Below are 23,811 nucleotides of genomic sequence, written 5' to 3'. Positions count from 1 at the left end.
CGCCGCGCAGCCACAAGCCGGCGCGGCGATTGCAACACAAGATACCTATAACGTATTGGAGAAGCAAAGATGAAAGTATCCCCACAAGACTTGCGCAATCAAACACTGGATCAGGTCAAGGCAAGCATGTCGCCGGGCGATGATGCCAAGGTCGCGGAGCTGATCGCTGCCTGGCTCAAGTCCCTCGATGATGAAGACCTGGCCGGCATTGCGCCCGAGAGTCTGGCGATGGTGTTGTGGGGTGGCTTTGTGCAGGCAGCCAAGCGTACCGCCAGCGGCGCGCAAATCGCCCGCTTGCGCTACGACGATGGCCGTGGCGGCATGGCGACTGCGCTGCTGATCCTGAACGACGACATGCCGTATCTGGTGGACTCGATCGTCATGGCGATGCGCAAGCTGCGCGTGACCGCCAACAACGTACTGAATACGGTGCTGCCGGTGACGCGCGATGCGGACGGCGTGGTGACGGCGGTTGGCGAACCTGGCGCCAAGCTGGAATCGTATGTGCTGGTGCTGCTGTCGGAAGATTTGCCGGAGGCCGAAGTCGGCATGCTGGAAGAGCGCATCGTCATGGTGTCGCGCGACGCCGCCGTGGTGCGCCGCGACCGCGCCGCCATGCTGGAACACTTCAGCCGCATCGGCGCGGAAGCTGCATCGCATGGTGAAGAAGGCAAGGAAGTCGCCGCCTTCCTCGAATGGGCCAGGACTGAAGGCTTTGAGCCGTTCGGCTACGCCTACTACGCCGTCAAGCCGGGCGTGCGTGAACTGGAGCGCGACATCCCGAGCCGCATCGGCGTGCTGCAGGATACTTCGCATCCGGTGTACGGCACCTGCCTGGCCAATATCCCTGGCGATTTCGATACGCTGTCCAAGCGCGGCCACTCGCTGTCCATCGTCAAGGCCGACGTGGAAGGCACGCTGCACCGCGACCAGCAGCTGGACTTCATCGGCATCCGCCGCACCGACGCGCAAGGCGCGATCCTTGGCGAATACTGCTTCGTGGGCCTGTTTACCCGCGCCGCCACCTCGACGCCGCTGAACCGCCTGCCGTTTGCGCGTGGCCGCGTTGCGCGTGTGCTGAGCATCGCCGGCGTGCGCCAGGAAGGCTTCCGCGCCGAGAAGTTCGTCGAGATCCTCGAATCGCTGCCGCGCACCGAAGCGCTGGAAGCCGATCCGGAATGGCTGGCCGAAGTATGCGGCGCCGTGGTCTCGCTGTACAAGCAGCCGCGCGCGAAGGTGTTCGCCCGCCGCGACGTCTATGCGCGTCACCTGAACGTGCTGGTCTACCTGCCGCGCGAGCGTTACAGCGCGAGCGTCGGTTCGGCACTGGCCAAGGCACTGCAGGCCAGCTCCGGCGCCAACCATGTCAGCTCGCAGACGCTGGTGGCCGACGGTCCGCTGGCCCGCGTGTACCTGATCGCGCATGGCGCGCGCTATCCACTGGATCTGGAAACCGACATCCAGCAACCGCTGCTGGCCGTCATGGATGGCTGGCACGACCAGTTCTCCGTGCTGGCCGACGCCGTCACCGACGTGCCGCTGCGCGCCAGCCTGCGCAAGATGTGCGCCACGCTGCCGACCGATTACGTCGCCACCACCACGCCGTCGGCTGCCTTCCACGATCTGGGCGCTATCCTGCGCAATACCGATCCGTCGCGCGTCAGCGTACGCGTGGATGCGGACAACGGCCACACCAGCATTCGCCTGTATTCGGTGGACCGCGTGCCGTCGCTGTCGACCATCCTGCCGGCGCTGCATAACGCCGGCGTGACCATCGACCGCGAGCAGGCGCACTCGCTGCGCGTGAACGGCGAGCGTCATTTCGTCACCAGCCTGTCGGTGGATGCCGACAGCGCCGCCAAATTGTCCAAGCCGGAAATCGTGCCGGTGGCGGAAGAACTGTTCGCCGCGCTGTTCAACGATGCGGCGGAAGACGGCCGCCTGAATGGCCTGGTGGTCGAAGGTGGTCTGAGCGTACGCGAAGTGCAGCTGGTGCGCGCCTACATGAGCTACTGGCGTCAGGCCAGCCCGCGCTTCTCGGTGCGCTACATGGCCGAGACGCTGCGCAAGCAGCCGGCCATCGTCAAGAAACTGGTGGACGCCTTCCTGCAACGCTTCAACCCGGCCAATGACGAAGCCACGCGCGCCGCAGCGCTGGACAAGGTTGCCGACATCAAGAGCCGCCTGCCGGCCATCAACCACGCCGACAGCGAAGAAGTGCTGGGCGCGATGGCCACGCTGATCAGCGCCACGCTGCGCACCAACTACTTCCAGAACGATCAGCAGGGCGACAAGATCATCTTCAAGTTCGACACCAGCAACCTGCTGCTGGTGCCGGAGCCGCGTCCGTTCCGCGAGATCTTCGTGTTCTCGCGCCGCTTCGAAGGCGTGCACCTGCGCGGCGGCCCGGTCGCCCGTGGTGGCCTGCGCTGGTCGGACCGTATGGAAGATTACCGCACCGAGGTCCTCGGCCTGGTCAAGGCGCAGATGGTGAAGAACGCCGTCATCGTGCCGGCCGGCGCCAAGGGCGGCTTTGTCTGCAAGCAGATGCCGAAGGACGCCGTGCGCGAAACCATCGCGGCGGAAGGCGAGGCAGTGTATCGCCTGTTCATCGCCAGCCTGCTGGAAGTGACCGACAACCGCGTGCTGGGTAACATCGTGCCGCCGTCCGATACCGTGGTCTACGATCCTAACGATCCTTACCTGGTGGTGGCGGCCGACAAGGGCACTGCAACCTTCTCCGACATCGCCAACGGCATTGCCGTGCAGCGCGGCTTCTGGCTGGGCGATGCGTTTGCATCGGGCGGCTCCAACGGCTACGACCACAAGAAGATGGGCATTACCGCCAAGGGTGCGTTTGAAGCGGTCAAGCGCCACTTCTACGAAATGGACCACGACATCCACGTGCAGCCAGTGACCATGGTCGGCGTGGGCGACATGTCGGGCGATGTGTTCGGCAATGGCGCGCTGTTGTCGCGCAAGCTGAAGATCGTGGCGGCGTTCGATCACCGCCATATCTTCCTCGATCCGAATCCGGACATGGAAGCATCGTTCATCGAGCGTGAGCGCATGTTCGCACTGCCGCGCTCCTCGTGGGAAGACTACAACAAGGAACTGATTTCGAAAGGCGGCGGCGTGTTCCCGCGTAACGCCCGGTCGATCGAGCTGTCGCCGGAAATCCGCGCCGTGCTGGATATCGAAGAAACCGCGCTGGCGCCGGAAGAGCTGATGCACCGCATCCTGCTGGCGCCGGTGGACCTGTTCTACAACGGCGGCATCGGCACCTACATCAAGGCGTCGACCGAGTCGCACGCGCAGGTCAAGGACCGCGCCAACGACAATATCCGCGTGGACGGCAATCAGCTGCGCTGCAAGGTCGTCACCGAAGGCGGCAACCTGGGTGCGACGCAGGCTGGCCGTATCGAGTTTGCGCTGTCGGGCGGCCGCATCTTCACCGATGCGATCGACAACTCGGCCGGCGTGGATTGCTCCGACCATGAGGTGAACGCGAAGATGTGGCTGGACGTGGAAATGAACGCCGGCCAGTTGAGCGAAGCAGACCGCAACCGCACGCTGAACGACATGACCGACGATATCGAGCGCCTGGTCCTGCGCGACAACACGCTGCAAACGCAGCTGCTGGTGCGCGAGCTGCAGTCCCAGGTCGATCCGGAAGTGCAGGACGGTTACGCCGCGCTGATCGCGTCGCTGGAAGAAGAGGGCGCGTTGTCGCGTGAGCTGGAGCAGCTGCCGTCGGTAGCTGAACTGGCGCGCCGCAAGGCCGATGGCCGCGGCCTGACCACGCCGGAACTGGCGGTGGTGATCGCCAACGTCAAGAATCGCTACAAGCGCATTCTGTCGGCGCTGCCGCTGACTGAAAATAGCTGGGCCGAGTCGGTGCTCAAGCCGTACTTCCCGGATCTGCTGGTAGCCACGCGTCCGGCGCTGGCGCACCCGCTGGCCAACGCCATCCTGGCGACCGTGCTGGCGAATGAATCGGTCAACCGCTGCGGCCCGCTGATGCTGCGCCAACTGGCCGGCGAACATGGCGTGGATGAAGCGGATGTAATCCTGGCGTGGGGGCAGGCATGGTCCGCGCTGAATCTGGCGCCGATCTTTGATACGCTGGACGAAGATGCGCTGAAGATTCCGCGCGCGGTGTCGATCAAGGTCGATGCGCATACCCGCGTGCTGCAGAAGGCCGTAATTGAGGGGGCGCTGTCGGTGCCGGCCGAGCAGCTGCGCAATGGTGTTGGGGAGTTGACCGGCTTGTTCGCCAATCCGGAAACGCTGGCGCAGCTGACGCCTGTCAGCGGCCAGTCGGAAGCGGAGCTGACCGCCGGCCTGCGCGCAGAATTTGTGCGTGCCTGGATGGCGGTGGATGCGCTGGAAGCGGTGGCGGCGTTTGTGTTTGCGGCGCTGTCGGTACAGCGTCCGGCGGGCATGGACTTGCCGGCCTTCCTGCATGTGGGCCTGGCGCTGCGCGCGCAGGTTGGCATCGACACGCTGGAACGGGGCCTGAAGCTGCCGGCCACCAGCCGCTCGCAGGAACAGCTGCGCAGCTACGCGCAGAACGCGCTGCGCCGCACGCAGCAACGCTTGCTGTCGCAGGTGCTGAAGCATGCCACCGGCAGCCATTCGGCGCTGGAGGCGGTGGAGGTGGTCGCTAACACGCTGGGATTGTCCGGCTATTCGGTGGCGACGGATCTGGAACAGGCGATGCTGGATGTGTGGGCCTTGTCCGAGGCCGTCAACGCCAGCGTCACGGCGCAGGCGGCGTAATACCATGAGCGTCTCGCAAGGAGATTCGCCGGCAGCGTTGCCGCAGCAGTTGCCTGCGGCGGTGCGCGCGCTGGCGGAGGCGGATTTCAGCGCCATCGCGCCGCGCTTCACGGCGGCCGGTTTCGCGGTCGCCGAGCCGGCCGACGGCATCATCACGATCCGCGCGGCTGACGGTGACGCGGGCGCCGCCCGCCCGGCGGTGCTGATCTCCGTCGGCGTGCATGGCGACGAGACCGGCCCGATCGAAGTCGTGGCCTATCTGCTGGACGCCCTGTCGCATCAGCCCTCCGCGCTGGCGGTGGACCTGATGCTCTGCGTCGGCAATATCGGCGCCATCCGCGCCGGCAAGCGCTTCATCGATGCGGACCTGAACCGCATGTTCCGCGCCCAACGCGGCACGCTGGAAGGCACGGCGGAAGCCGCGCGCGCCGACGTGATGATCGCCGCCACCACCGCGTTCTTTAAAAACGCTGGCCCGGCGCGCTGGCATCTAGACCTGCACACGGCGATCCGGCCGTCGGTCTACCCCACCTTTGCTATCGTGCCGGAACTGATTGCCGATGAGTCGCGCGCACAGCTGATCGACTGGCTGGGCCTCGCCGGCATCGGCGCCATCATCATGAATCCGGCGTCGGTGGGCACCTACAGCTACTACTCGGCCGAGCACCACGCGGCGGCCGGCACCACCATAGAGCTGGGCCGCATCGGCACGCTGGGTCAGAACGACCTGGCGCAGTTCAAGGACGCATCGCAGGCATTGGATGACCTGTTGCGCGGCGCGGCCAGGCGCGAAGGCACGCAGCGGCCGCATATCTTCAACACCGCGCGCCAGATCATCAAGTTGAGCGACCAGTTCCAGATGGCGTTCGGCAAAGAGACGCATAACTTCACCGCCATGAAACAAGGAGAAGAGATAGCGCGGGATGGCGACACCGTCTACACCGTGCAGCATGCGGAAGAACTGGTGGTATTCCCCAATCCTGATGTGCGGGTCGGATTGCGCGCCGGGCTGATGGTGGTGCGCGTCGGCTGATCTTTACCCGTCTTTACACTCTGCGGGGTCATGGATACATGGTTTAGTTCGTTAATAGAATAGCGTCCTTAACCACGGAGTAAGAACCATGAGCACAGCAATCAGCAGCGTTTCCAGCACCACCACCACCGCGCCGACGTTCGATCCCGCCAAAGGCGCAGCGCGTCTGGCGACCAAGATGTTCGACGATATGGATGCCGACACCGACGGTTCTGTCAGCAAAGACGAATTCGTCAAAGGCCTGGAATCCAAAGGCGTCTCGTCCGACGACGCCACCAAGCAGTTCGACGCCATCGACAAAGAAGGTACCGGCTCGATTACCAAGGATGACCTGACCTCGGCCATCAAGAGCGGCGACTTCAAACCACCACGTCCACAAGGCGGCGGTGAAGGCGGCTCGCAAGGCGCGAGTGGCGTCAGCGGCGCCGGTGGTGCGCGTGGCGCCGGCGGAGCAGGCGGGGCAGGTGGCGCCAGCGCGGCAGGTGGCAGCAGCAGCGCCACCAAAACCTACGAAGCAGCCGACAAGAACGAAGACGGCACCGTGACCCAGCAAGAGCAACTGGTCTACGACATCGCCCAAGCCAGCAAAGCGGCCGCCGCCAGCAACACCAGCCAGATCGGCAACAACATCGACGCCCTGGCCTAAACCACTTGCGGCCGCGCAAACCACCAGCGCGGCCCGCTTGCTTTTATCACTAGTTGGCCTACAGTGAAATTCTCATACACGAGGAGTTCACCATGGCTGAGGCTTATGTTTCTTCAGATGGCGTTGTCACTATTCCAGAGAAATTCAGAGCAGCGCTCCGCTTGGAACAAGGTGGGCGTGTGGAGTTTGTGCAGTTTAAAGATGGCGAACTAACAATGATCGCCTTGACCCTGCCAGCCAAAGCGCTCCAAGGAGTCATTGCGAGAGCAGAGGACGAGCACTCGCTTGAACAAATTGACCATATCGTTGCCAGGCGAGTTGCGGAAGCAGCGAAATGATAGGGCTTGATACGAATGTGCTGGTGCAGTTTCTGCTGAAAGATGATCGTGTACAAGCGAGCAGCGCTGCCAATTTGATTATTTCGCTTCCAGGCACAGAGATGGCGTTTGTCAGTACAGTCGTTCTTGTCGAGCTTGCATGGGTTCTGCGCTATGTCTACCAAGTATCCAAAGAAGATGTTTGCGAGATCCTAAAAGGCCTCGCACGCGTGCAGTCACTAAAGATTGAGCAGGCAGAAGTATTCTTCAAGGCTGTAGAGATATCAGCTGACTCCGCCGCCGATCTTGTCGATCATCTCATTGCCGAGTTGGCGCTGGCTGCAGGTTGTCATCTCACCTATACGTTCGACCGTACCGCTTCCCGCGCAGCCGGAATGAGATTGCTGCAATAAGCTACACTCATATTTTTTCCGAGGAGCTATTAATGGCGCTATCGATGTATCAATTGACGGTGCCCGCGTTCGTGCGCGGGTTGAAGGTGATGTCGGCATTGCTGAAGAAGGCCGAGGCGCACGTCGAGCAGCATGGCTCGGTGCCGGATGCGATGATCTCGGCGCGGCTGGCCGATGATATGTTGCCGCTGACGGGCCAGGTGCAGCGCGCCAGCGATACGTCGAAGATGACGGTGGAGCGCCTGACCGGCGTGCCCGCGCCTAAGTTTGAAGATAACGAAACGTCGTTCGATCAGCTGCAACAGCGGATCGCCAACACCATCGCCTTCCTGGAAAGCGTGACGCCGGAGCAGTTCGCTGACAGCGAAGAGCGCACCATCCGCCTCAACTTCGGCGGCTTCCCGGACTTTACCGGCGCCAGCTACCTGCTGACTTTCGCGCTGCCCAATTTCTACTTCCACGTCGCCACCGCCCACGACATCCTGCGCAATCAGGGCGTCAAGATCGGCAAGCTCGACTATTTGGGCGCCTTCGCTTAGTGGTGGACGATCAGCGCCGTCAGGGTAATGGCCAGCCCAAGCAGGACCATGGCGGCGCCGGTCACGGCGGCTGGATGGATGCGGCGGGATACGGTAGGGATCTTTTGAATCGGCATGGCTGGCTCTCCTTCTTGGCTTTGAGTAACACTTAACGCAAGAGTAAGCCATGGCCTGTTTGCAATCTATACATGCCGCTGTATCAAAAGTAAGCACTTGTAACGCAGGCCATATGGAATAAGGGGCAAAGTTGTATTTGTGGCACAAAATACCTTTAGGGGAGCCGGACGGAAAGCCCTATAATCGCTGTGTTTTTGCCCGAACATCATTTCCCACAAGGATAGCCTGTGAACCAAACGCTGGTCCAGAAACTGACCCGTACCAAGCTGGTCGCTCATCAAAATGCAGAAGACCCAAGCAGCAGCAACAGTTTGCACCGCTCTGTCGGCCTGTTCCCCCTGACAATGATCGGTGTCGGCGCCACCATCGGCACCGGCATCTTCTTCACGATGGTTGAAGCCGTACCCAAGGCTGGCCCATCCGTCATCCTGTCGTTCCTGATCGCGGCGATCACCGCCGGCCTGACCGCGCTGTGCTATGCCGAGCTGTCGTTCCGCATTCCGGCCTCCGGCTCGTCGTATTCGTTCGCTTACGCCACCGTGGGCGAATTCCTGGCCTTCATCATGGCCGCCTGTCTGCTGCTGGAATATGGCCTGGCCGCCAGCGCCGTGGCGATCGGCTGGTCGGACTATCTGAACAATTTCCTGAATAATGCGATCGGCTGGCACATCCCCGAGATGCTGCGCTCGCCGACCATCGTCTCAACCGCGCACGGCATCGAGGTGCATGGCGGCCACATCAACCTGCCGCCGATTATCCTGGTGTGCCTGTGCTGCCTGCTGCTGATCCGCGGCGCCAAGGAATCGGCCACCACCAACGCGATCATGGTGATGATCAAGCTGGCGATCCTGATCTTCTTCGTGGTGATCGCGTTCAGCGGTTTCGACATCAACAATTTCCACCCGTTCTTCAGCCCGGATGGCGGCGCGCACACCACCGGCATGGCCGGCGTGACGGCGGCGGCGGCGACCGTGTTCTTCTCGTTCATCGGCCTGGACACCGTGGCCACGGCGGGCGAAGAAGTGCGCAATCCCACCCGCAACGTGCCGATCGGCATCCTGTCGGCGCTGGTGATTGTGACCGTGTTCTATATGCTGGTGGCGGTGGCCGCAATGGGCGCGCAGCCGGCGGCCAAGTTCGCCGGACAGGAAGCCGGCCTGGCCGTGATCCTGCAAAACGTCACCGGCAAGACCTGGCCTGCGCTGGTGCTGGCGGCGGGCGCTGTGATCTCGGTATTCAGCGTGACGCTGGTGACCATCTACGGCCAGACCCGCATCCTGTACGCGATTTCCAAGGACGGGCTGATTTCGCCGGCGTTCCAGAAAGTCAGCCCGCGCACCGGTTCGCCGGTGCAGAACACGCTGATCGTCTGCATCGTGGTGGGCCTGGTGGCTGGCTTTGTCGATGCGACCTTCCTGTGGGATATGGTCAGCATGGGTACGCTGACGGCATTCAGCGTGGTGTCGGTGGCGGTACCGGTCATGCGCCACAAGGAAGGTCCGTCGGCCGTCAAGGGCTTCCGCGTGCCGGGTGGTCCTTATCTGGTGCCGGGCCTGAGCATCGCGGCCTGCCTGTACCTGATGTTTGGCCTGTCGATGACGACTTACACTATTTTCGGTATCTGGATCACCGCCACGGTGCTGACGTACTTCCTGTACGGCATGCGCAACTCGCGCCTGAACCGCCAGTAAGAGCGTGACCCATTAAAAAGCCCCGGCCGCTTGCGCGTGCCGGGGCTTTTGCCATTTTGACGGTGTCGCTTATTCTGCGCTGGTGTTCTCTGGCTTGTTGCCCAGGTACAGGCGGAGCACCAGGCCGGACAGAGCGATTGCAGCAGGCAGGTTTTCGATAATGGTCAGCATAGTATTTCTCCTTGAGTGAATTCGATTAACCGCGCGATGCGAAGAAACGCAGCTCGGCGGACAGGCTAGGCGAGTGGCGCTCGCAGTCATTTGCCATTTGCGTCAGCCACCAGATGGTTTCTTCTTTGTTGCGCTGCGACATACCCGGCTGTACGGCAAACACGGCTGCGAACAGCTGGCGTACTGCGGTGGCAACATTGGCGAAGTAGCCAGTGTCGTTGGTGGTGGTGTAGGTCATTGCGCTCATCGGAAACTCCATCAATATTCGTTTGTTGCGTTGCAGTATGCGCGCAATTCAGTAATAAGAAAACTTTTGATTTATGATACGAGCCATAAGTAATGTATATAACTTAGGTTTTCCCCTATGAAGCGATGCTGCTTTTGGGCAAGTTAAAGTAGTGTAATTTTTTCGCGCAGCCACTGCCTTCAGGTATTATTACTGTCCTTTTGGCAATAATCTGATGGGGTGGGAATGTCTCTGCGCACGAAATTCATGCTGGCTTTGCTGTTCACCGGACTGGCGGCCGTGGCGATGGTGGGTGGCCTGGCCTATGCTGGCATGACCAAGAAGGTTGACAGCCTGAGGCGCGAGCGTGCGGCCGAACATTTCCATGCATCCGTCACCGCCTATCTGGCGCAATATGGCAGCTGGGAGGCCAATCGCGGCAAGCAGGGCTTCGACGCCTTCATGCGGAGCCGGGCACCGCTTGCCGGCGATCGTCCGCCGCCGCCCGATGATGAGCGCCGACCGCCGCCGCCCGGCGCGGGAAGACCGGAGCCTCGCGACGAGCCGCCTTACCACTTCATCCTGGCCGACCAGGAGTACCGCGTGCTGCTGGGCGCCGGCGTCTACAATCATGGCGAACTGCTGCCGGAAGCGGCGCGCAAGAATGCGCAGGCGGTCGAAGTGAACGGCCGCGTGGTGGCCTATGTGTCGCCGGAAGGCGTGATCACGCCGAGCAGGCAGGAACTGCAATACCTGGCGGCGATGCGCGACGCGCTGTGGTTTGGTGTCGCCGGGGCGGCGGTACTGGCGCTGGTGCTCGGCGTGTTATTAAGCCGGGGACTGGGCCGCACGCTGGGCCATCTGACCGGCGCGGTGCGCGCCATGCACGGCGGTTCGCTGCTGCAGCGCGTACCGGTGGAGGGCAAGGACGAAGTGGCCGAACTGGCCGCCGCGTTCAACGCCATGAGCGAAAAGCTGGCGCGCACGCACGAGGAGTTGAACGCGTCGCACCAGACCATTCTGACGCAGGCGGAGCAGATGCGGGAGCTGAGCGTGCGCGATGCGCTGACCAAACTGCATAACCGCCGCCATTTCGATGAACAGGCCTGTACCTTGTTCAGCCACGCGGTGCGCCACAAGCGGCCGCTGAGCGTGGTGATCGGCGATATCGATTTCTTCAAGAAGATCAACGACCAGTTCTCGCACGCCACCGGCGACGCGGTGCTGCGCCAGGTCGGCGAGATCCTGCGCAGCCATATGCGCCTGAGCGATCTGGTGGCGCGCTACGGCGGCGAGGAATTCGTCATCGCGTTTCCGGAGACCGAACTGCCGCAGGCGGCCGCGCTGTGCGACAAGCTGCGCGCGATGATCGAGGCCTTCCCGTGGCACCAGGTGCATCCGGAACTGAAGGTGACGATGAGCATGGGGGTGTACGCCGACCTGGCGGCCGGCACGGCGGAAGCGATGCTGCAAAAGGCCGACGCGTTGCTGTACCGCGCCAAGGAGACGGGCCGTAACCGCGTCTGCTTCGCCGCGTAATCAGGCCTGGCGGTCCAGCCAGCGGCCGCCGAACATGGTGCAGATCAGCGCCGCGACAATCAAGGCGGTGCCGGCCCACTGCCACGCGCCGATGGTATCGCCGAGCATCAGCATGCCGGAGGCGATGCCGACCACCGGCACGCCCAGGCTGAACGGCGCCACGCGGTTGACCGGATGGCGCTTCAGCAGGCGGGTCCACATCGCATAGCCGGCGATGGTGGAGATCCAGCCGATATACCCGACCGCCACCCAGGTGACCGGCGGCGCTGCCATCCAGGTCCAGCGCGTGGTTGGATCGTCAAACGCCAGCGACAGCAGCACGAAGGGAATAATCGGCACCGCGCCGCACCAGACGATGAAGCTGATGACGTCAAAATTCGGCGTTTCTTTCTGCGCGCGGCGCACGACGATATTCGACACGGCCCACATCGCGGCGCCGGCCAGGCATAGCACGAAGCCGCCCGGCGTGATGTCGATGGCGTGGCCGGACTGCATGGCGCTGGTGGCGAAGCAGCCCAGGCCCACGGCCGCCAGCAGCAGCCCGGCCATCAGCGCGCGGCTGGTGTGCTCCTTCAGCAGCATGAAGCCGAAGATGGCGGTAAAGAAGACCTGCGTCTGCAAAATCACCGAGGCCAGCGAGGCCGACATGCCGACCTTGAGCGACAGGAACAGCAGCCCGAATTGTCCTACGCCCTGGCTCAGGCCATAGGCGATCACCCACTTGGGCGCCAGCTTGGGCGGCCGCACGAAGAAGATCAGCGGCAGGATGGCGAACACATAGCGCGCGGCGCCCAGCTGGAACGGTGTCAGCTCGCGCAGGCCGACCTTCATCGCGACGAAGTTGGTGCCCCAGATGATGACGACCAGCAGGGCGGACAGCAGGTCGCGGGTGGTGAAGGCGGAAGGCGATGGTTTCATCGCCTCATGGTACCAGCTTGCGCGCCGTTCTCAAGCTGCAATGGCAGCGGCGAAGTCACGGTAGGCGCGCAGTGGACGGCCCAGCAGCGCGGTCAGGCGGTCCACGTCGCCGGCGCCGGGCAGCATGCCGTCGGTGAGGAAGCGCTCGCCCATCAGGCGCATGTCGTAGGCCATCCAGCCCGGCATGAACTGGCGCAGGTTCTGTTCGAAGGCGGCCGTGTCGCCGCCGCCGTAGGCGATCGCCCGGCCCAGCACCGCGGACCAGGCGGCGGCGATGTCGTTGCCGGTCAGGGTTTCCGGGCCGACCAGGTTGATGCGCTCCAGCGGCAGCGGTGTGGCCGACTGGTTGCGGCGCACCAGTTCAATGGCAGCGATCTCGCCGATGTCGTCCACGCTGATCATGGCCAGGCCCTTGTCGCCCACCGGCATCGGGTAGACGCCGTAGCCGAGCACCACGTCCTTGACGGTCAGGTCGTTGTCCATGAAGTAGGCGGGACGCAGGATGGTGGCGCTGAAGCCCATCTGCTCGATCATGCGTTCGACACCGTATTTGCCGGCGAAGTGCGGCACGTTCACATACAGGTCGCTGTGGATCACCGACAGGTAGACCACGTGCCTGACGCCGGCCTCTTTGGCGACGTTCAGCGCGATCAGCGCCTGGGTGAATTCGTCGGGCGCGACGGCGTTGAGCAGGAACAGCGTGGAGACGCCTGACAGCGCGCCGCGCAGCGAGTCGGGATCGAGCAGGTCGCCCTGGGCGACGGCGACGCCGGCCGGGAAGCTGGAGCTGGCGGGATTGCGCACCAGTGCGCGCACGTCGGCGCCGCGTTTGACGAGTTGTTCGATCACTTTAGTGCCAACTTTACCGGTGGCGCCGGTTACGAGGATAGTCATGGAAGTTCTCCGTGTGTGGTTGATGATGGTTCCCATGGTAGGCATTCCAGCGGCGGTCCGATAGATGGTATATTTGGACTCACTGTCTCATGGGTGGAACACATGGATTTACTTGCACTGACCGATTTCAACCTCGTCGCCCGCCACGGCGGCTTTGGCAAGGCGGCGCGCGCCTGCGACCGGCCCAAGGCCACCTTGTCGCGCCGGGTGGCCGAACTGGAAAGCAGCCTTGGCCTGCGGCTGTTCGAGCGCGGCGCGCGGGCGCTCAAGCTGACGCAGGAAGGGCAGGCGCTGTACGAGCGCACCGCCGCGCTGCTGGCGGAGATCGATTCGGCGGCGACCGAAATCGCGCTGGGTGGCGGCGTGCCGCACGGCCGCCTGCGGGTCAGCGCGCCGCTGCTGTTCTCGCAGACGGCGATGGGCAAGCTGGCGGCCGATTTCGCGCTCCGCTACCCGGCCGTCCGGCTGGAAGTGACCACCGAAGACCGCAGCGTCGATATGGTCGAGGAAGGTTATGACCTGGTGATCCGCGTCAATCCGGCGGTGGATGCGAATCTGGTGGGCCGCATCCTGCTGCGCGACCGCCTGGTGGTGGTGGCCAGCCCGCAGCTGGCGCGTCCGGCGGATGGCGCCGCGGTTCCTGCGGTGGTGCGCGACGCCGGCAACGTCGCCGGTGCGTGGCGCGTGCGGGCGGCGGGCGGGGTGGAGGATATTCCGTTCGAGCCGGTATTGTCGCTGTCGTCGATGATCATGGTGCCCGACGCCGTGCGGGCGGGCGTCGGCGCCGCCTGCCTGCCGATATCGCTGGTCAGCCATGACCTGGCGGCCGGCGCGCTGGTGCACTGGGGCGATGTGGACGGGCCGGAGATTGCGCTGTGGGCCCTGTATCCGTCGCGGCGCTTGCTCAGCGCGCGCGTGTCGGCGTTTCTCGCCTATCTGAAGGAGGCATTTCCGAAAGGCGCGCCGGAGGAACTGGCGGCCTATCTCGACTGAGCCTCACGCCAGGTCGCGCAGGATGGCTTCGCGGTGGACGATGATTTTGACGGCGTCCGCCTGCAGCAGCCGGATGCGGCGCTGGACCAGCGGCCAGCCGGACCACGGCACGCTGCTGGTGTCGGCCGCCATGGGCGTCATCAACGGCGCCTGGTCGGCCTTGTGCGGATCGAGCGCGCGCGTCAGCGTCTCCACCACCTGGTCATGGCTGTCGGCCAGCATGGCGTTGACCGCTGCCGCCGGCAGCTCCCTGGTATGCCGGCGCAGGATCGCGCGCAGCGCTGCCACGTGCGCCACCAGCAGGTAGTTCTGCACGATGAACAGGTTGATGTCCTCCACCGCGCGCTGCTTGCTGGACGGCTCGTCGAGCATGCGCACCAGCGCGGAGCTGAGCATGGCCAGGCTGTCCATCAGGCGTTTGCGCTCGATGCGATAGGCGAAATCGTCCTTGCCTTTGCCTTGCAGCAGATCGAAGCTGGCCTGCATGTAGCGCAGGTTCACAGCCAGCACTTCGCGCACCAGGCGTGGCAAGGTCTGGTACTCCCAGCTGGCCAGCACAAAGCTGAACACCGTCGCCACCGCCGCGCCGATGAAAGTGTCGATCAGGCGCTCCATGATCAGGTTATGGTTGCCCGGGGCGATCAGGTGCATCTGCAGCAGGATCATGATCGACACCGCAATCGCCGCATAGCGGTAGCGCAGATAAATAAAGGTGGGCGTGGCCACCGTTGACAGCACCAGGATGGCGAGAATCAGCGCCGGATAGTTGAGGAACTTGATGACCAGCGCGGTGATCACGCAGCCGATGATGGTGCCGATGATGCGGTCGCTGCGGCGCTGCTTGGTCATGCTGAACGACGGCTTGAGGATGATCACAATCGTCAGCACGATCCAGTAGCTGTGCGCCGCATACGGCAGCAGCGCCGCCACCGCCAGGCCGACCGCAATCGCCATCGCCACCCGCAGCGAGAAGCGGAAGATCGGCGAATCGAGCCGCAGGTGCGACAGGATCATGCGGAATTCGTACTTCTGCTGCGACAGGAACGGGCCCATGTCGGCATCGACCCAGAACGGCGTCGTGTCGTAGGCTTTCTGGCTGGCCTGATGCAGCTCGCCGATCATCTTGATGATGGCGCGGATCTTGTTGCGCTGCGCGCGCAGCACCGCCAGCGCTTCCTGCTGCGGCTTGCCGTCGTCAATGCGCTGCTGGATCGCCGCCAGTTCGGCTTCGATCGCGTTCATCTCCGGTTCGTAGCTGATCTCCGGATAGGACGACTTCTTGCGCGTCACGTCGTAGGCGACCGATTCGATATCGCGTGCGGCCTTGTAGGCCAGGTCGTGCAGCGTTTGCATCACCGGCGAATCGGCCAGGTGCGCGCGCAGCAGCGCGTAGTCGGTGTGGGTGGACAGGATCAGTTCATACAGGTCCAGCATGCAGACGTGGACTTGCACCACGATGGCGTCGCGGGCGTTGTTATGCGCGCGCAGGATCAGGTCACGCGAGGCTTGCTGGCGGTCGGCCAGCAGGCTTTGATGGCGGATCAGCTTATTGAATTGTTCGGTGAGGTTGTGGCGTGCGTCGTAGAAGTCGGCCTTGATGTCGATGTAGGCCGCCAGTTCGAACAGCGCTTCCGCCAGCACCTGCTGCTTGATGCGGTGACGCAGTATCCACGAGATGCCCATGGCGTAGGCCAGATAGGCCACTGCGCCGAGCGTGAACAAACCGGTGTGGATGAAGGACTGGCGCACCGTCATGTCATGTTCCATCGACATGGTCATGATGAACAGCGTGGCCAGTTGCAGCGGCATCGACTTCTTGCCGTAGACGACCATCATGCAGGCGGCGAAGCTGACCACCACCAGCATGATCATCAGCAGCCAGTGATACGGCGCGCACAGGCTGATTAACAGGGTCACGGCGCTGCACAGCAGCACCGAGGCGCTCATCTCGTTGAACTTGTGGCGCAGGGGACTGGGCATGTCCATCAGCGCGGTGCACAGCGCGCCGATGCAGACCGTCATGGCGGTGGCCATGTCGGCAAATTGCAGCGTGATCAGGGTGACGCCAACCAGACCGGCGGCAAAACGCAGGCCAAGATAAAAGTAATGGCTATAGAAGAAGGTGCGCAGATTGAGTGCGTAATGCATGGCTATGGCCTTGTGGGCAGCTTGCATGCGCACCGCAGGATCGCCACGGCGCGCATGTTGAATGACGCGGTTTAAATTTTAGAAAACGGATAGCACCGGGTAGCGGCGCCACTCCGGCTCCGCATGGCGTTTGCCGTTGGCGAAGATGAAGCCCAGCACCGCATCCTGGTCCGACAGCAGCGCCGGATTGGCGGCCTTCCATGCTTCAAACTTGGCTTTCAGTTCCGGTTCGGTTTCCAGCATGTCCAGCGCCAGGTCTTCGAACACGTAGTCCGAGTAGGCTTCTTTCTTTTCCAGCACGCTGTTGAAAAAGCCCCAGCGGAAGAAGGAGTCATGGCCTTGCGGTTCCAGCGTCTCGACGGCGTAGCGGGCATTGCCCTGCTTGAGCGGGATGAACCAGTCCCCCGGCTGCACGGTGAAGCTGGCGGTACGCGCTTCCAGCTGCACGTCGTCATGGTACATATGGCCTTCGTAGGCGTTGGTGCGCGAGGTTACGGAGACGATGTGATAGTACTGCGCTTCCACCGTCTGCGCTTCGTCGAAGCGCGCCATCTCCACGCCGTTCCATTGCAGGCGTTCGATCGCTTCGCGCCAGGCTTGCGGCACGATGTAGCCTTTTGGCGCAGGCACCGTCACGGCCGGAACAAAGCTGTTGTAGTAGGCGATGTCCTTTTCCCACGGCTTGCTGCGGTCATACGACAGGCGCTGGTAGTTGCCCAGCAGGCTGGCGCTGCGTTGCGCCGCGTAGCCTTTGAAGCGGAACGTCGATGGATTGGTTTCATCCATCTTCCAGTTGACGGTCCACTCTTTCGCGTTGGCCGCCTGCTCTTTGGCGTCGGCGCGCAGCTGTTTGATTTGCTCGCCGTGTGACACGGTGAAGGCCATGGTCACGTCCAGCAAGGCGCGCATCGAATCGTAGCGGTCCTTGAAGGGCTTGAGCATGTGCGTCTCCGGCATGAAGCCGATCACGTGGTGCAGGGCGGCGAAGCCGGTCGAGAAGCGCGGCACTTCGAGGAATTCGGCCAGGCCGTCGTCCGGCGTGTCCTTGACCGGATTGACATACGGGCAGGTCGGCCAGCCTTTGGCGTCCATCTCTTTGTAAATGTGCGGCAGCATGGTCTCGCGCAGGAAGGGGCCGAGGCCGTAGCCCAGCTTGTCCGCCTGCGTGTGGATCAGCGTCATGGTGTACGGATAGTCGGCGCCGTTGGAGGTGTGGGTGTCCACCATCACGTCCGGGTCCCAGCTGGTCAGCAGTTGATTGAACAGTTGGGCGTTGTACGTGTCGCACTTGATGAAGTCGCGGTTCAGGTCAAGATGGCGGCTGTTGCCGCGGAAGCCGAACAGCTCCGGGCCGTCCTGGTTGACGCGCGAGGTGTTGGCGCGGTTCAGCGCGCCGTCGACGTTGTACAGCGGGACGAACAGCAGCACGGTCTTGCCCAGTGCGGCCAGCCTGGCCGGATCGAAGCACAGGTCGCGCACAATGGCCATGCAGGCGTCCACGCCTTCGGGTTCGCCGGGGTGGATGCCGTTGTTGTTGAAGAAGACCGGGCGGCCTTCGGCCTTGATCTGGCTGCGGTCATGCACACCGTCGGCGCTGACCACGCCGGCGTGTACCGGAATGCCGCCGTCCGACAGGCCGATCTGCTCAAAGCGCAGCACCTGCGGGAAGCGCTTGGCGAGCTCTTCGTAGAAAGCGATGCATTCGCTCCACGTGGTGGTTTGGTTTTGATTGCCTTTTTCATAAGGCGTCAGCATCTCTGCGTGCATAGTCTGTGGATCTCAGCGGGAATAGGGGGAAGGGCGAGATTGTATCATCGTGCCCGTTTTTTGAGCGCCCTCAGGCCGGGCGTTGAGTTGCTGCAAGGTAAATCCGCGCGGCCGGTGATCTACTGGACTTCTGATCATCGAAGGGAGGCTGCGATGCGGAACAACTATGGCTTGCGGGCGGTGGGCGTGGTGTTACTGATGGCGCTGGGCTGCCGCTGGGGCGTGGCGCAGGTCGGACCGCGCTATGTGATCGAGGTGAACGGGAAGGGCGGCAGCAGCGTGTCGCAGGGGCGCATGCAGCCGGTCGGCAGGGGCTTGGTGTTGATCAGCTTCCAGGGCCTGACGGTGCTGACGGTCGATGCGGATGCCGAGGCCTACAGCCAGGATCTCGTCAGCAATTGGCCGGCGGCCGATCTGCTGTTGGTGACGCCGGCCACGGCGGGCCGCTACGACGGGCTGGCGCCGTTGCAAGCGCTGCGTGACGGCTTGCCGGTGGTGGTGGCGGAGCCGAGCGACAGCGGCGTGCCGCCCAGAACTGGCGGGCCGACGCTGTATCCGATGCAGCCTTGGAATGCGCTGGAGCTGCGCAAACAGAAAACGCGGCTGCGGGTGACCGCCATGCCGGGCACCTCCGGCACGACGGCGGTGGCCGGCTACTTGCTGGAACTCGGCGACAGCCGCGCTTCGTACCGCGTGTATCTCAGCCGGGCAGGGACGACGGACAGCGCGCTGCAACTGGCGCAGCGCCTGCCTGGCGCCGATATCGCGCTGCTGCCGGGCCGCGACGGCCCGCACCTGCTGGCGCTGAACCGTGGCGCGCCGCGCGCTTGGATGCCGGCCACGCTGAAGGCGAGCGGCTATGCCTTCACGGCGCTCCGGCGCTGATTATTTTTTCTTCGCGTTGGTCTCGACCCAGGTGGCGTAGGTGTCGATGAACTTCTTGAGGAATTCCCGCGTGCTGTCGTTGTTGAGCTTGCCGTCATCGCCCAGCAGCTTGGCGGCGCCGCCGATGTAGGCTTCCGGCTGCAACAGCGTCGGCATGTCGAGGAACACCAGCGACTGGCGCAGATGGTGGTTGGCGCCGAAGCCGCCGGTGGCGCCCGGCGACACGCTGACGATGCCGGCCGGCTTGCCGCTCCACACGCTGCTGCCGTAGGGACGCGAACCGACGTCCAGCGCGTTCTTCAGCGCGGCGGTGGTTGAGCGGTTGTATTCCGGCGTAAAGAACAGCACGCCCTCATATTCCTTGAGGCGGTCGCGGAACTGGGTCCAGGCCTGCGGCGGCGTCACGTCCTTGGCGTCCAGATCCTCGTTATAGACCGGCAATTCGCCGATCTCGACGATGTCCAATGCCAGCGAGGCTGGCGCCAGTTCCATCACCGCGTGGGCGAATTTACGGTTGAGTGAATCCTTGCGCAGGCTGCCGATGATCACGGCGATTTTCTTCGCGGACATGGAATCTCCTTACAGTGGTGAGTGGCGGGAAAAACATACTGTAACCGATCCAACAAAAAAGCCACGCCGCTTTACAGGGGCGTGGCTCTCCGGCTTAAGGATGAGGCGCTTATTCGGCGTTCATTTCCTTCAGCAGGTTGTCGGCGTGGTCGACGTATTTCATGTTCCACAGGATGTAGCGCAGGTCGACCTGGATGTCGCGGGTCATCTTCTTGTTGAAGTCCCAGTCGGAGATGATGGAATCGAGCGTGCCGTCAAACGCCAGGCCGATCCACTCGCCCTTGGCGTTCAGCGCGGCCGAACCGGAGTTGCCGCCGGTGATGTCCAGCGTGGCCAGGTAGGCGACTGGCACCGACTTCAGCTTCGGATCCATGTACTTGCCGTATTCCTTGGCCTTGATGGCTTTCAGCTGCGCGGCCGGGGCGTTGAACTCGCCCTGGCCGGTGGCCTTGGCGGCGACGCCCTCAACCGTGGTAAAGGCTTTCCAGGTGGTGCCGTCGGCGCCTGGATCGCGGCCGGCGATTTTGCCGAAGGTGACGCGCAGCGTGCTGTTGGCGTCAGGATAAACCGCCTGGCCCTTGCTGTGCATGTAGGCGATCTTGGCCTTCATGTAGTTGGCGTAGGCTTGTTGCAGCTTGCCGCCCAGCTCTTCCTCTTGCGCTTCGTCTTTCAGGTCCGGCTCGTACAGCGCCACGGCGGCCTTGATGAAGGCGTCGTCGCTGGCCTTGAAGTCGGCCGGCTTGCGGTCCAGCCAGGCTTTACGCTCGGCCAGGTCGCCCAGCTTGCTGCCGGCGTACAGCTTGTCCAGCGCGGCTTGCAGGTCGGCCTTGCTCATGCCGTCCTTGATGCCGACCACCGAATCAAACGCGGCGTTGCGTTCGGCCGCCGGCTGCGCGGCGTACTTGATCAGGCTGTTCAGCACCAGTGCCTTGTCGACCTTCTCGTCGTAGTTGCGCACCAGCGCGTCCACCGACGATTTCAGGCGCGGCACGTCGCGCACCTGGTAGCCGGCTTTGCGGTCGGCGTCCGGCTTGGTGTTTTCGTTGGCCAGGCGGTACAGCATGCGCGCGGTGTTCAGCAGGCGCGGTTTCGACGAACCGAAGTAATAGTCGCGCTTGATTTCCGCATCGCGCTGGGCGATCAGTTTTTCGACCACGTCGATGTCGCTGGCGTACTCGGCCTTGCGCTTGGCGTCGGCGTTGATCCACTGCTTCAGCGCTTCGTGCTCGGCGGTCTTACGCTGCAGCATATCGCTGCCGGCGTAGGAGTCCAGCATGCCCTGGCGGTTCTTGTAATAGTTGTTGATGCTGGCCACTTGCGACGCATATTTCAGCGCGGTGTCCTTGTTGTCCTTGGTGGTGTCGGCAATGATGGCCAGGCTTTCGGCCGATTGCTTCACAAACGCCGGATAGTTCCAGTCGAAGGTGAAACCGACTTCCGACGGCAGGCGGTGGCGGTTGGTGCGGCCCGGGTAGCCCAGCACCATGATGAAGTCGCCTTCCTTGACGCCTTCCTTGGCCAGCTTCAGGTAGTGCTGCGGCACGTACGGGACGTTGTCCTTGCTGTAGTCGGCGGCCTTGCCGTCCTTGCTGACGTAGGCGCGGTAGAAGCCGTAGTCGCCGGTGTGGCGCGGCCACATCCAGTTGTCGGTATCGCCGCCGAACTTGCCCACGCCTTCCGGCGGTGCGTGCACCAGGCGGACGTCGCGGATTTCCAGTTGCTTGATCAGGTAGTACTCCAGGCCGCCGTAGTAGGACGACACGGTGCAGCGGTGGCCGGCGTCTTTTTCGCACTCGGCCTGGATGGATTTCTGGTTCTTCTCGATCGCGTCGACGCGCGCCTTGCCGCTCAGCTTGGCCACTTCCGGCGTCACCACCTGCTTGCTGACGTCGGTCACGGCCTTGGTCACCCAGATGCGGCTGCCCGGCGAGGCCGGCAGTTCTTCACCCAGGTTGTGGGCCAGGAAACCGTTGGCCAGCAGATTGCGTTCCGGCGTCGAGTTGTGGGCGACGCTGCCGTACACGCAGTGGTGGTTGGTGGCGACCAGGCCTTGCGGCGACACGAAGGACGCCGAGCAGCCGCCCAGGCTGACGATGGCGCCCATCGGGAATTCGGTCAGCTTGGTCAGGGTGGCGGGATCCAGCTTGAGGCCGGCGGCTTTCAGTTCCTTGGCTACTTGTGGCAGCTGTTGTGGCATCCACATGCCTTCGTCCGCATAGGCGGAGGTGCTCAGGATGGCGAGCGCGATCAAAGTTTTTTTCATGTCTCTCAGGAAGTGGTTGAACGGCGCTCAGGAGTATAGCAATAAAAAAACCGGGGTTGCCCCCGGTTTTTTTAGTCAGCCTTGATGGCTTCGATCTGGATCGCCAGTTTGACTTCCGGCGAGAAGTTGGGGAGGCCGTAGTTGAGGCCGAAGTCGCTGCGCTTGAACTCGGCGCTGGCGTCGGCGCCGCAGGCTTCCTTCTTGTAGCGCGGATGCATGATGCACTTGAACTTGTTGACCTTCAGCGTCACCGGCTTGGTCACGCCCAGCATGGTCAGTTCGCCGTCCACCGCCACCAGCTGGTCGCCGTCAAACTTGAACGACTTGCTGGTGTAGGTGATGGTCGGGAACTTGGTCACGTTGAACATGTCCTCGCCACGGGCGTGCTTGTTCATCGCTTCCAGGCCGAAGTCGATCGAGGCCGGGTCGATCTTGATGTCGAGACCACCGGTCTTGGCCGCGCGATCCATGGTCACCGTGCCGCTGGTTTTGTCGAACTTGCCGCGCCATACCGACAGGCCCATGTGATCGGCCTCGAAGCTCGGGTACGTATGCGTCGGGTCGATGTTGTAGGTGGCGGCGATGGCCGACGTGGCCGAGGCGGCCAGCAGCGTGGCGATCAGGATCTGTGCTTTCATCTTCGATGGTCTCCGTGGGTAAAATTATTGTGCTGCGACGACGTGGAACTTGATGGCGACATCATCGGCCACCATGCTGGTGTCTTTCCATTCGCCTTCGCCGATGTTGTAGGTCAGGCGCTTGATCGGCAGCACGCCGTCAAATACCTGGTTCTTGCCGTCGGCCTTGACGGTCAGCGGGAAGCTGACGTCGGTGGCCTTGCCCTTGATGGTCAGTTTGCCGGTCACGGTCAGCTTGCCGGCGCCGGCGCTCTTGATCGACGACGACACGAAGGTCGCTTTCGGGAACTGGGCGGCGTTGAACCATTCTTTCTTGGTCACTTCCTTGTTGTACTCCGGATCGCCCAGGTCCATGCTGCCGGTTTCGACTTCAACCGTGGCTTTGGCGGCGTCCGGCTTGGCGGCGTCGTAGTCGATGTTGGCGGTGAATTTCTTGAACTTGGCATCGACCGGCACGTTCATTTGCTTGAAGGTGGCGGTGACGGTGCTTTTGGCCGGATCGGTTTTCAGGGCGGCGGCGCTGGCGGCAAAGGCGATACCCAGCATGGATACGAGGGCGATTTTTTTAATGGTGTTCATATAAAGCTCCAGTGGATGGGTGGGATTACAGCGGCAACATGCGTTTCAGCGTCACGTCGCGGTCGATGAAGTGATGCTTCAGGGCGGCCAGGGCATGAGCGACCACCGCGGCCGCCATGGTCATGGTCAAAATATAATGGACGTTTTGTAAGATTGGCTTAAGTTCGGGATTGGCCGCCATCACGGCCGGCATCTGCCACAGGCCCAGGTAGACCACCGGCACGCCGGCCGCATAGGTGTAGAAGTAGCCCGACAGCGGCACCGCGAAGATCAGGACGTACAGCAGGTAATGCATGCCTTCGGCGATCATGTGCTGCCAGTCCGGAATCGACGCCAGCTTGGCCGGTGGCTTGTGCGTGACCCGCCACAGCACGCGCAGCACGGCCAGCGCAAAGACTGTCACACCCATCCATTTGTGCCAGGAGAAGTATTTCAGCTTGGTCGGCGAAAAACCGTGGATCGCGACCATGGACAGGCCGAGGAAGAAGGTTGCGATGATGAGCAAGGCGACCAGCCAGTGCAGCAACATTGCGGTTTTGGTATAGCGTGGCATAAAGCGGCTCCGAGGAAATAGTACGTGTTAGGACTAAATATACCAAAGAAATCCGATGTGCGCTTGCCGAGGCGAAAAAAAGCCCCGCGACGTGAAGGTCGGCGGGGCTAGTGTAGAACAAATTTCCTG

The 23,811-nt window shown here is 62.8% G+C and carries 20 protein-coding genes; 10 read left to right on the top strand and 10 right to left on the bottom strand.

Going from position 1 to position 23,811, the window contains the following annotated elements; all coding sequences use genetic code 11:
* Nucleotides 1-69: 69 nt before the first annotated feature.
* The 7 genes from GTP55_RS08910 (at nt 70) to GTP55_RS08880 (ending at nt 9,538) form a co-directional block, all read left to right on the top strand.
* Nucleotides 70-4,782 (top strand): NAD-glutamate dehydrogenase domain-containing protein, encoded by a 4,713-nt coding sequence (locus GTP55_RS08910; protein WP_161044573.1) that lies wholly within the window; start codon nt 70-72, stop codon nt 4,780-4,782.
* 4 nt (nt 4,783-4,786) lie between these two features.
* Nucleotides 4,787-5,815, top strand: coding sequence for a succinylglutamate desuccinylase (locus tag GTP55_RS08905; protein WP_161044572.1), 1,029 nt, complete (start codon nt 4,787-4,789; stop codon nt 5,813-5,815).
* An 88-nt stretch (nt 5,816-5,903) separates the two neighbouring features.
* Nucleotides 5,904-6,461 carry an EF-hand domain-containing protein gene (locus tag GTP55_RS08900; RefSeq protein WP_161044571.1) on the top strand — a complete coding sequence of 186 codons (558 nt, stop codon included), beginning with the start codon at nt 5,904-5,906 and terminating at the stop codon, nt 6,459-6,461.
* 92 nt (nt 6,462-6,553) lie between these two features.
* Nucleotides 6,554-6,799, top strand: a complete 246-nt coding sequence (locus tag GTP55_RS08895) for an AbrB/MazE/SpoVT family DNA-binding domain-containing protein (protein WP_161044570.1) — start codon at nt 6,554-6,556, stop codon at nt 6,797-6,799.
* A complete protein-coding gene (locus tag GTP55_RS08890; RefSeq protein WP_161044569.1) occupies nt 6,796-7,191 on the top strand; it encodes a type II toxin-antitoxin system VapC family toxin in 396 nt (131 codons plus the stop codon). Before GTP55_RS08895 ends, GTP55_RS08890 begins: the two co-directional genes overlap by 4 nt.
* Nucleotides 7,192-7,223: 32 nt before the next feature.
* Complete coding sequence (locus GTP55_RS08885; RefSeq protein WP_161044568.1) at nt 7,224-7,730, top strand: DUF1993 domain-containing protein; 507 nt, start codon at nt 7,224-7,226, stop codon at nt 7,728-7,730.
* A gap of 344 nt (nt 7,731-8,074) precedes the next feature.
* Nucleotides 8,075-9,538, top strand: a complete 1,464-nt coding sequence (locus GTP55_RS08880; RefSeq protein ID WP_161044567.1) for an APC family permease — start codon at nt 8,075-8,077, stop codon at nt 9,536-9,538.
* A 196-nt stretch (nt 9,539-9,734) separates the two neighbouring features.
* Here the strand turns inward: GTP55_RS08880 and GTP55_RS08875 are convergent, their stop codons facing one another.
* Entirely contained in the window at nt 9,735-9,956 is a 222-nt protein-coding gene (locus GTP55_RS08875) for a hypothetical protein (RefSeq protein WP_161044566.1), read from the bottom strand.
* Between the two features lie 225 nt (nt 9,957-10,181).
* Between GTP55_RS08875 and GTP55_RS08870 the strand changes: the two genes are divergently transcribed.
* Nucleotides 10,182-11,474: a GGDEF domain-containing protein gene (locus GTP55_RS08870; protein ID WP_161044565.1), complete on the top strand. Its 1,293-nt coding sequence runs from the start codon at nt 10,182-10,184 to the stop codon at nt 11,472-11,474.
* Here the strand turns inward: GTP55_RS08870 and GTP55_RS08865 are convergent, their stop codons facing one another.
* Both GTP55_RS08865 and GTP55_RS08860 read right to left on the bottom strand, forming a co-directional pair.
* The gene (locus GTP55_RS08865; RefSeq protein WP_161044564.1) at nt 11,475-12,392 is read right to left on the bottom strand and encodes an EamA family transporter; all 918 of its coding nucleotides are present in this window, start codon (nt 12,390-12,392) and stop codon (nt 11,475-11,477) included.
* A gap of 30 nt (nt 12,393-12,422) precedes the next feature.
* Nucleotides 12,423-13,286, bottom strand: a complete 864-nt coding sequence (locus GTP55_RS08860) for an SDR family oxidoreductase (RefSeq protein ID WP_161044563.1) — start codon at nt 13,284-13,286, stop codon at nt 12,423-12,425.
* Between the two features lie 102 nt (nt 13,287-13,388).
* Between GTP55_RS08860 and GTP55_RS08855 the strand changes: the two genes are divergently transcribed.
* A complete protein-coding gene (locus tag GTP55_RS08855) occupies nt 13,389-14,279 on the top strand; it encodes a LysR family transcriptional regulator (RefSeq protein ID WP_161044562.1) in 891 nt (296 codons plus the stop codon).
* A gap of 3 nt (nt 14,280-14,282) precedes the next feature.
* On the opposite strand, the gene GTP55_RS08850 is transcribed toward GTP55_RS08855, so the two are convergent.
* Entirely contained in the window at nt 14,283-16,427 is a 2,145-nt protein-coding gene (locus GTP55_RS08850; protein WP_161044561.1) for an FUSC family protein, read from the bottom strand.
* Between the two features lie 78 nt (nt 16,428-16,505).
* Nucleotides 16,506-18,182, bottom strand: a complete 1,677-nt coding sequence (locus GTP55_RS08845) for a M14 family zinc carboxypeptidase (RefSeq protein WP_371868309.1) — start codon at nt 18,180-18,182, stop codon at nt 16,506-16,508.
* A gap of 165 nt (nt 18,183-18,347) precedes the next feature.
* Here GTP55_RS08845 and GTP55_RS08840 point away from each other — a divergent pair, with 165 nt between their 5' ends.
* Entirely contained in the window at nt 18,348-19,079 is a 732-nt protein-coding gene (locus GTP55_RS08840) for a hypothetical protein (protein ID WP_161044559.1), read from the top strand.
* Here the strand turns inward: GTP55_RS08840 and GTP55_RS08835 are convergent, their stop codons facing one another.
* The 5 genes from GTP55_RS08835 to GTP55_RS08815 form a co-directional block, all read right to left on the bottom strand.
* Nucleotides 19,080-19,649, bottom strand: coding sequence for an NADPH-dependent FMN reductase (locus GTP55_RS08835; protein ID WP_161044558.1), 570 nt, complete (start codon nt 19,647-19,649; stop codon nt 19,080-19,082).
* 109 nt (nt 19,650-19,758) lie between these two features.
* A complete protein-coding gene (locus tag GTP55_RS08830; protein WP_161044557.1) occupies nt 19,759-21,912 on the bottom strand; it encodes a S46 family peptidase in 2,154 nt (717 codons plus the stop codon).
* Between the two features lie 71 nt (nt 21,913-21,983).
* Complete coding sequence (locus GTP55_RS08825) at nt 21,984-22,550, bottom strand: YceI family protein (RefSeq protein WP_110845536.1); 567 nt, start codon at nt 22,548-22,550, stop codon at nt 21,984-21,986.
* 24 nt (nt 22,551-22,574) lie between these two features.
* Nucleotides 22,575-23,129: a YceI family protein gene (locus tag GTP55_RS08820; protein WP_110845535.1), complete on the bottom strand. Its 555-nt coding sequence runs from the start codon at nt 23,127-23,129 to the stop codon at nt 22,575-22,577.
* Nucleotides 23,130-23,154: 25 nt separating this feature from the next.
* Nucleotides 23,155-23,682: a cytochrome b gene (locus GTP55_RS08815; protein WP_161044556.1), complete on the bottom strand. Its 528-nt coding sequence runs from the start codon at nt 23,680-23,682 to the stop codon at nt 23,155-23,157.
* Between the last annotated feature and the right edge of the window lie 129 nt (nt 23,683-23,811).

Source organism: Duganella margarita, assembly GCF_009857535.1.
In the GTDB taxonomy this organism is placed as follows: domain Bacteria; phylum Pseudomonadota; class Gammaproteobacteria; order Burkholderiales; family Burkholderiaceae_D; genus Rugamonas; species Rugamonas margarita.
Note: the sequence above shows the minus strand (reverse complement) of the source record. Positions and strands in the feature narration are given on the sequence as shown.

What these genes read in the sequence shown, in the direction of transcription:
- GTP55_RS08910 (WP_161044573.1), top strand. Translation starts at nt 70, where the DNA reads ATGAAAGTATCCCCACAAGACTTGCGCAATCAAACACTGGATCAGGTC.
- GTP55_RS08905 (WP_161044572.1), top strand. Translation starts at nt 4,787, where the DNA reads ATGAGCGTCTCGCAAGGAGATTCGCCGGCAGCGTTGCCGCAGCAGTTG.
- GTP55_RS08900 (WP_161044571.1), top strand. Translation starts at nt 5,904, where the DNA reads ATGAGCACAGCAATCAGCAGCGTTTCCAGCACCACCACCACCGCGCCG.
- GTP55_RS08895 (WP_161044570.1), top strand. Translation starts at nt 6,554, where the DNA reads ATGGCTGAGGCTTATGTTTCTTCAGATGGCGTTGTCACTATTCCAGAG.
- GTP55_RS08890 (WP_161044569.1), top strand. Translation starts at nt 6,796, where the DNA reads ATGATAGGGCTTGATACGAATGTGCTGGTGCAGTTTCTGCTGAAAGAT.
- GTP55_RS08885 (WP_161044568.1), top strand. Translation starts at nt 7,224, where the DNA reads ATGGCGCTATCGATGTATCAATTGACGGTGCCCGCGTTCGTGCGCGGG.
- GTP55_RS08875 (WP_161044566.1), bottom strand. Translation starts at nt 9,956, where the DNA reads ATGAGCGCAATGACCTACACCACCACCAACGACACTGGCTACTTCGCC.
- GTP55_RS08870 (WP_161044565.1), top strand. Translation starts at nt 10,182, where the DNA reads ATGTCTCTGCGCACGAAATTCATGCTGGCTTTGCTGTTCACCGGACTG.
- GTP55_RS08865 (WP_161044564.1), bottom strand. Translation starts at nt 12,392, where the DNA reads ATGAAACCATCGCCTTCCGCCTTCACCACCCGCGACCTGCTGTCCGCC.
- GTP55_RS08860 (WP_161044563.1), bottom strand. Translation starts at nt 13,286, where the DNA reads ATGACTATCCTCGTAACCGGCGCCACCGGTAAAGTTGGCACTAAAGTG.
- GTP55_RS08855 (WP_161044562.1), top strand. Translation starts at nt 13,389, where the DNA reads ATGGATTTACTTGCACTGACCGATTTCAACCTCGTCGCCCGCCACGGC.
- GTP55_RS08850 (WP_161044561.1), bottom strand. Translation starts at nt 16,427, where the DNA reads ATGCATTACGCACTCAATCTGCGCACCTTCTTCTATAGCCATTACTTT.
- GTP55_RS08845 (WP_371868309.1), bottom strand. Translation starts at nt 18,182, where the DNA reads ATGCTGACGCCTTATGAAAAAGGCAATCAAAACCAAACCACCACGTGG.
- GTP55_RS08840 (WP_161044559.1), top strand. Translation starts at nt 18,348, where the DNA reads ATGCGGAACAACTATGGCTTGCGGGCGGTGGGCGTGGTGTTACTGATG.
- GTP55_RS08835 (WP_161044558.1), bottom strand. Translation starts at nt 19,649, where the DNA reads ATGTCCGCGAAGAAAATCGCCGTGATCATCGGCAGCCTGCGCAAGGAT.
- GTP55_RS08830 (WP_161044557.1), bottom strand. Translation starts at nt 21,912, where the DNA reads ATGAAAAAAACTTTGATCGCGCTCGCCATCCTGAGCACCTCCGCCTAT.
- GTP55_RS08825 (WP_110845536.1), bottom strand. Translation starts at nt 22,550, where the DNA reads ATGAAAGCACAGATCCTGATCGCCACGCTGCTGGCCGCCTCGGCCACG.
- GTP55_RS08820 (WP_110845535.1), bottom strand. Translation starts at nt 23,129, where the DNA reads ATGAACACCATTAAAAAAATCGCCCTCGTATCCATGCTGGGTATCGCC.
- GTP55_RS08815 (WP_161044556.1), bottom strand. Translation starts at nt 23,682, where the DNA reads ATGCCACGCTATACCAAAACCGCAATGTTGCTGCACTGGCTGGTCGCC.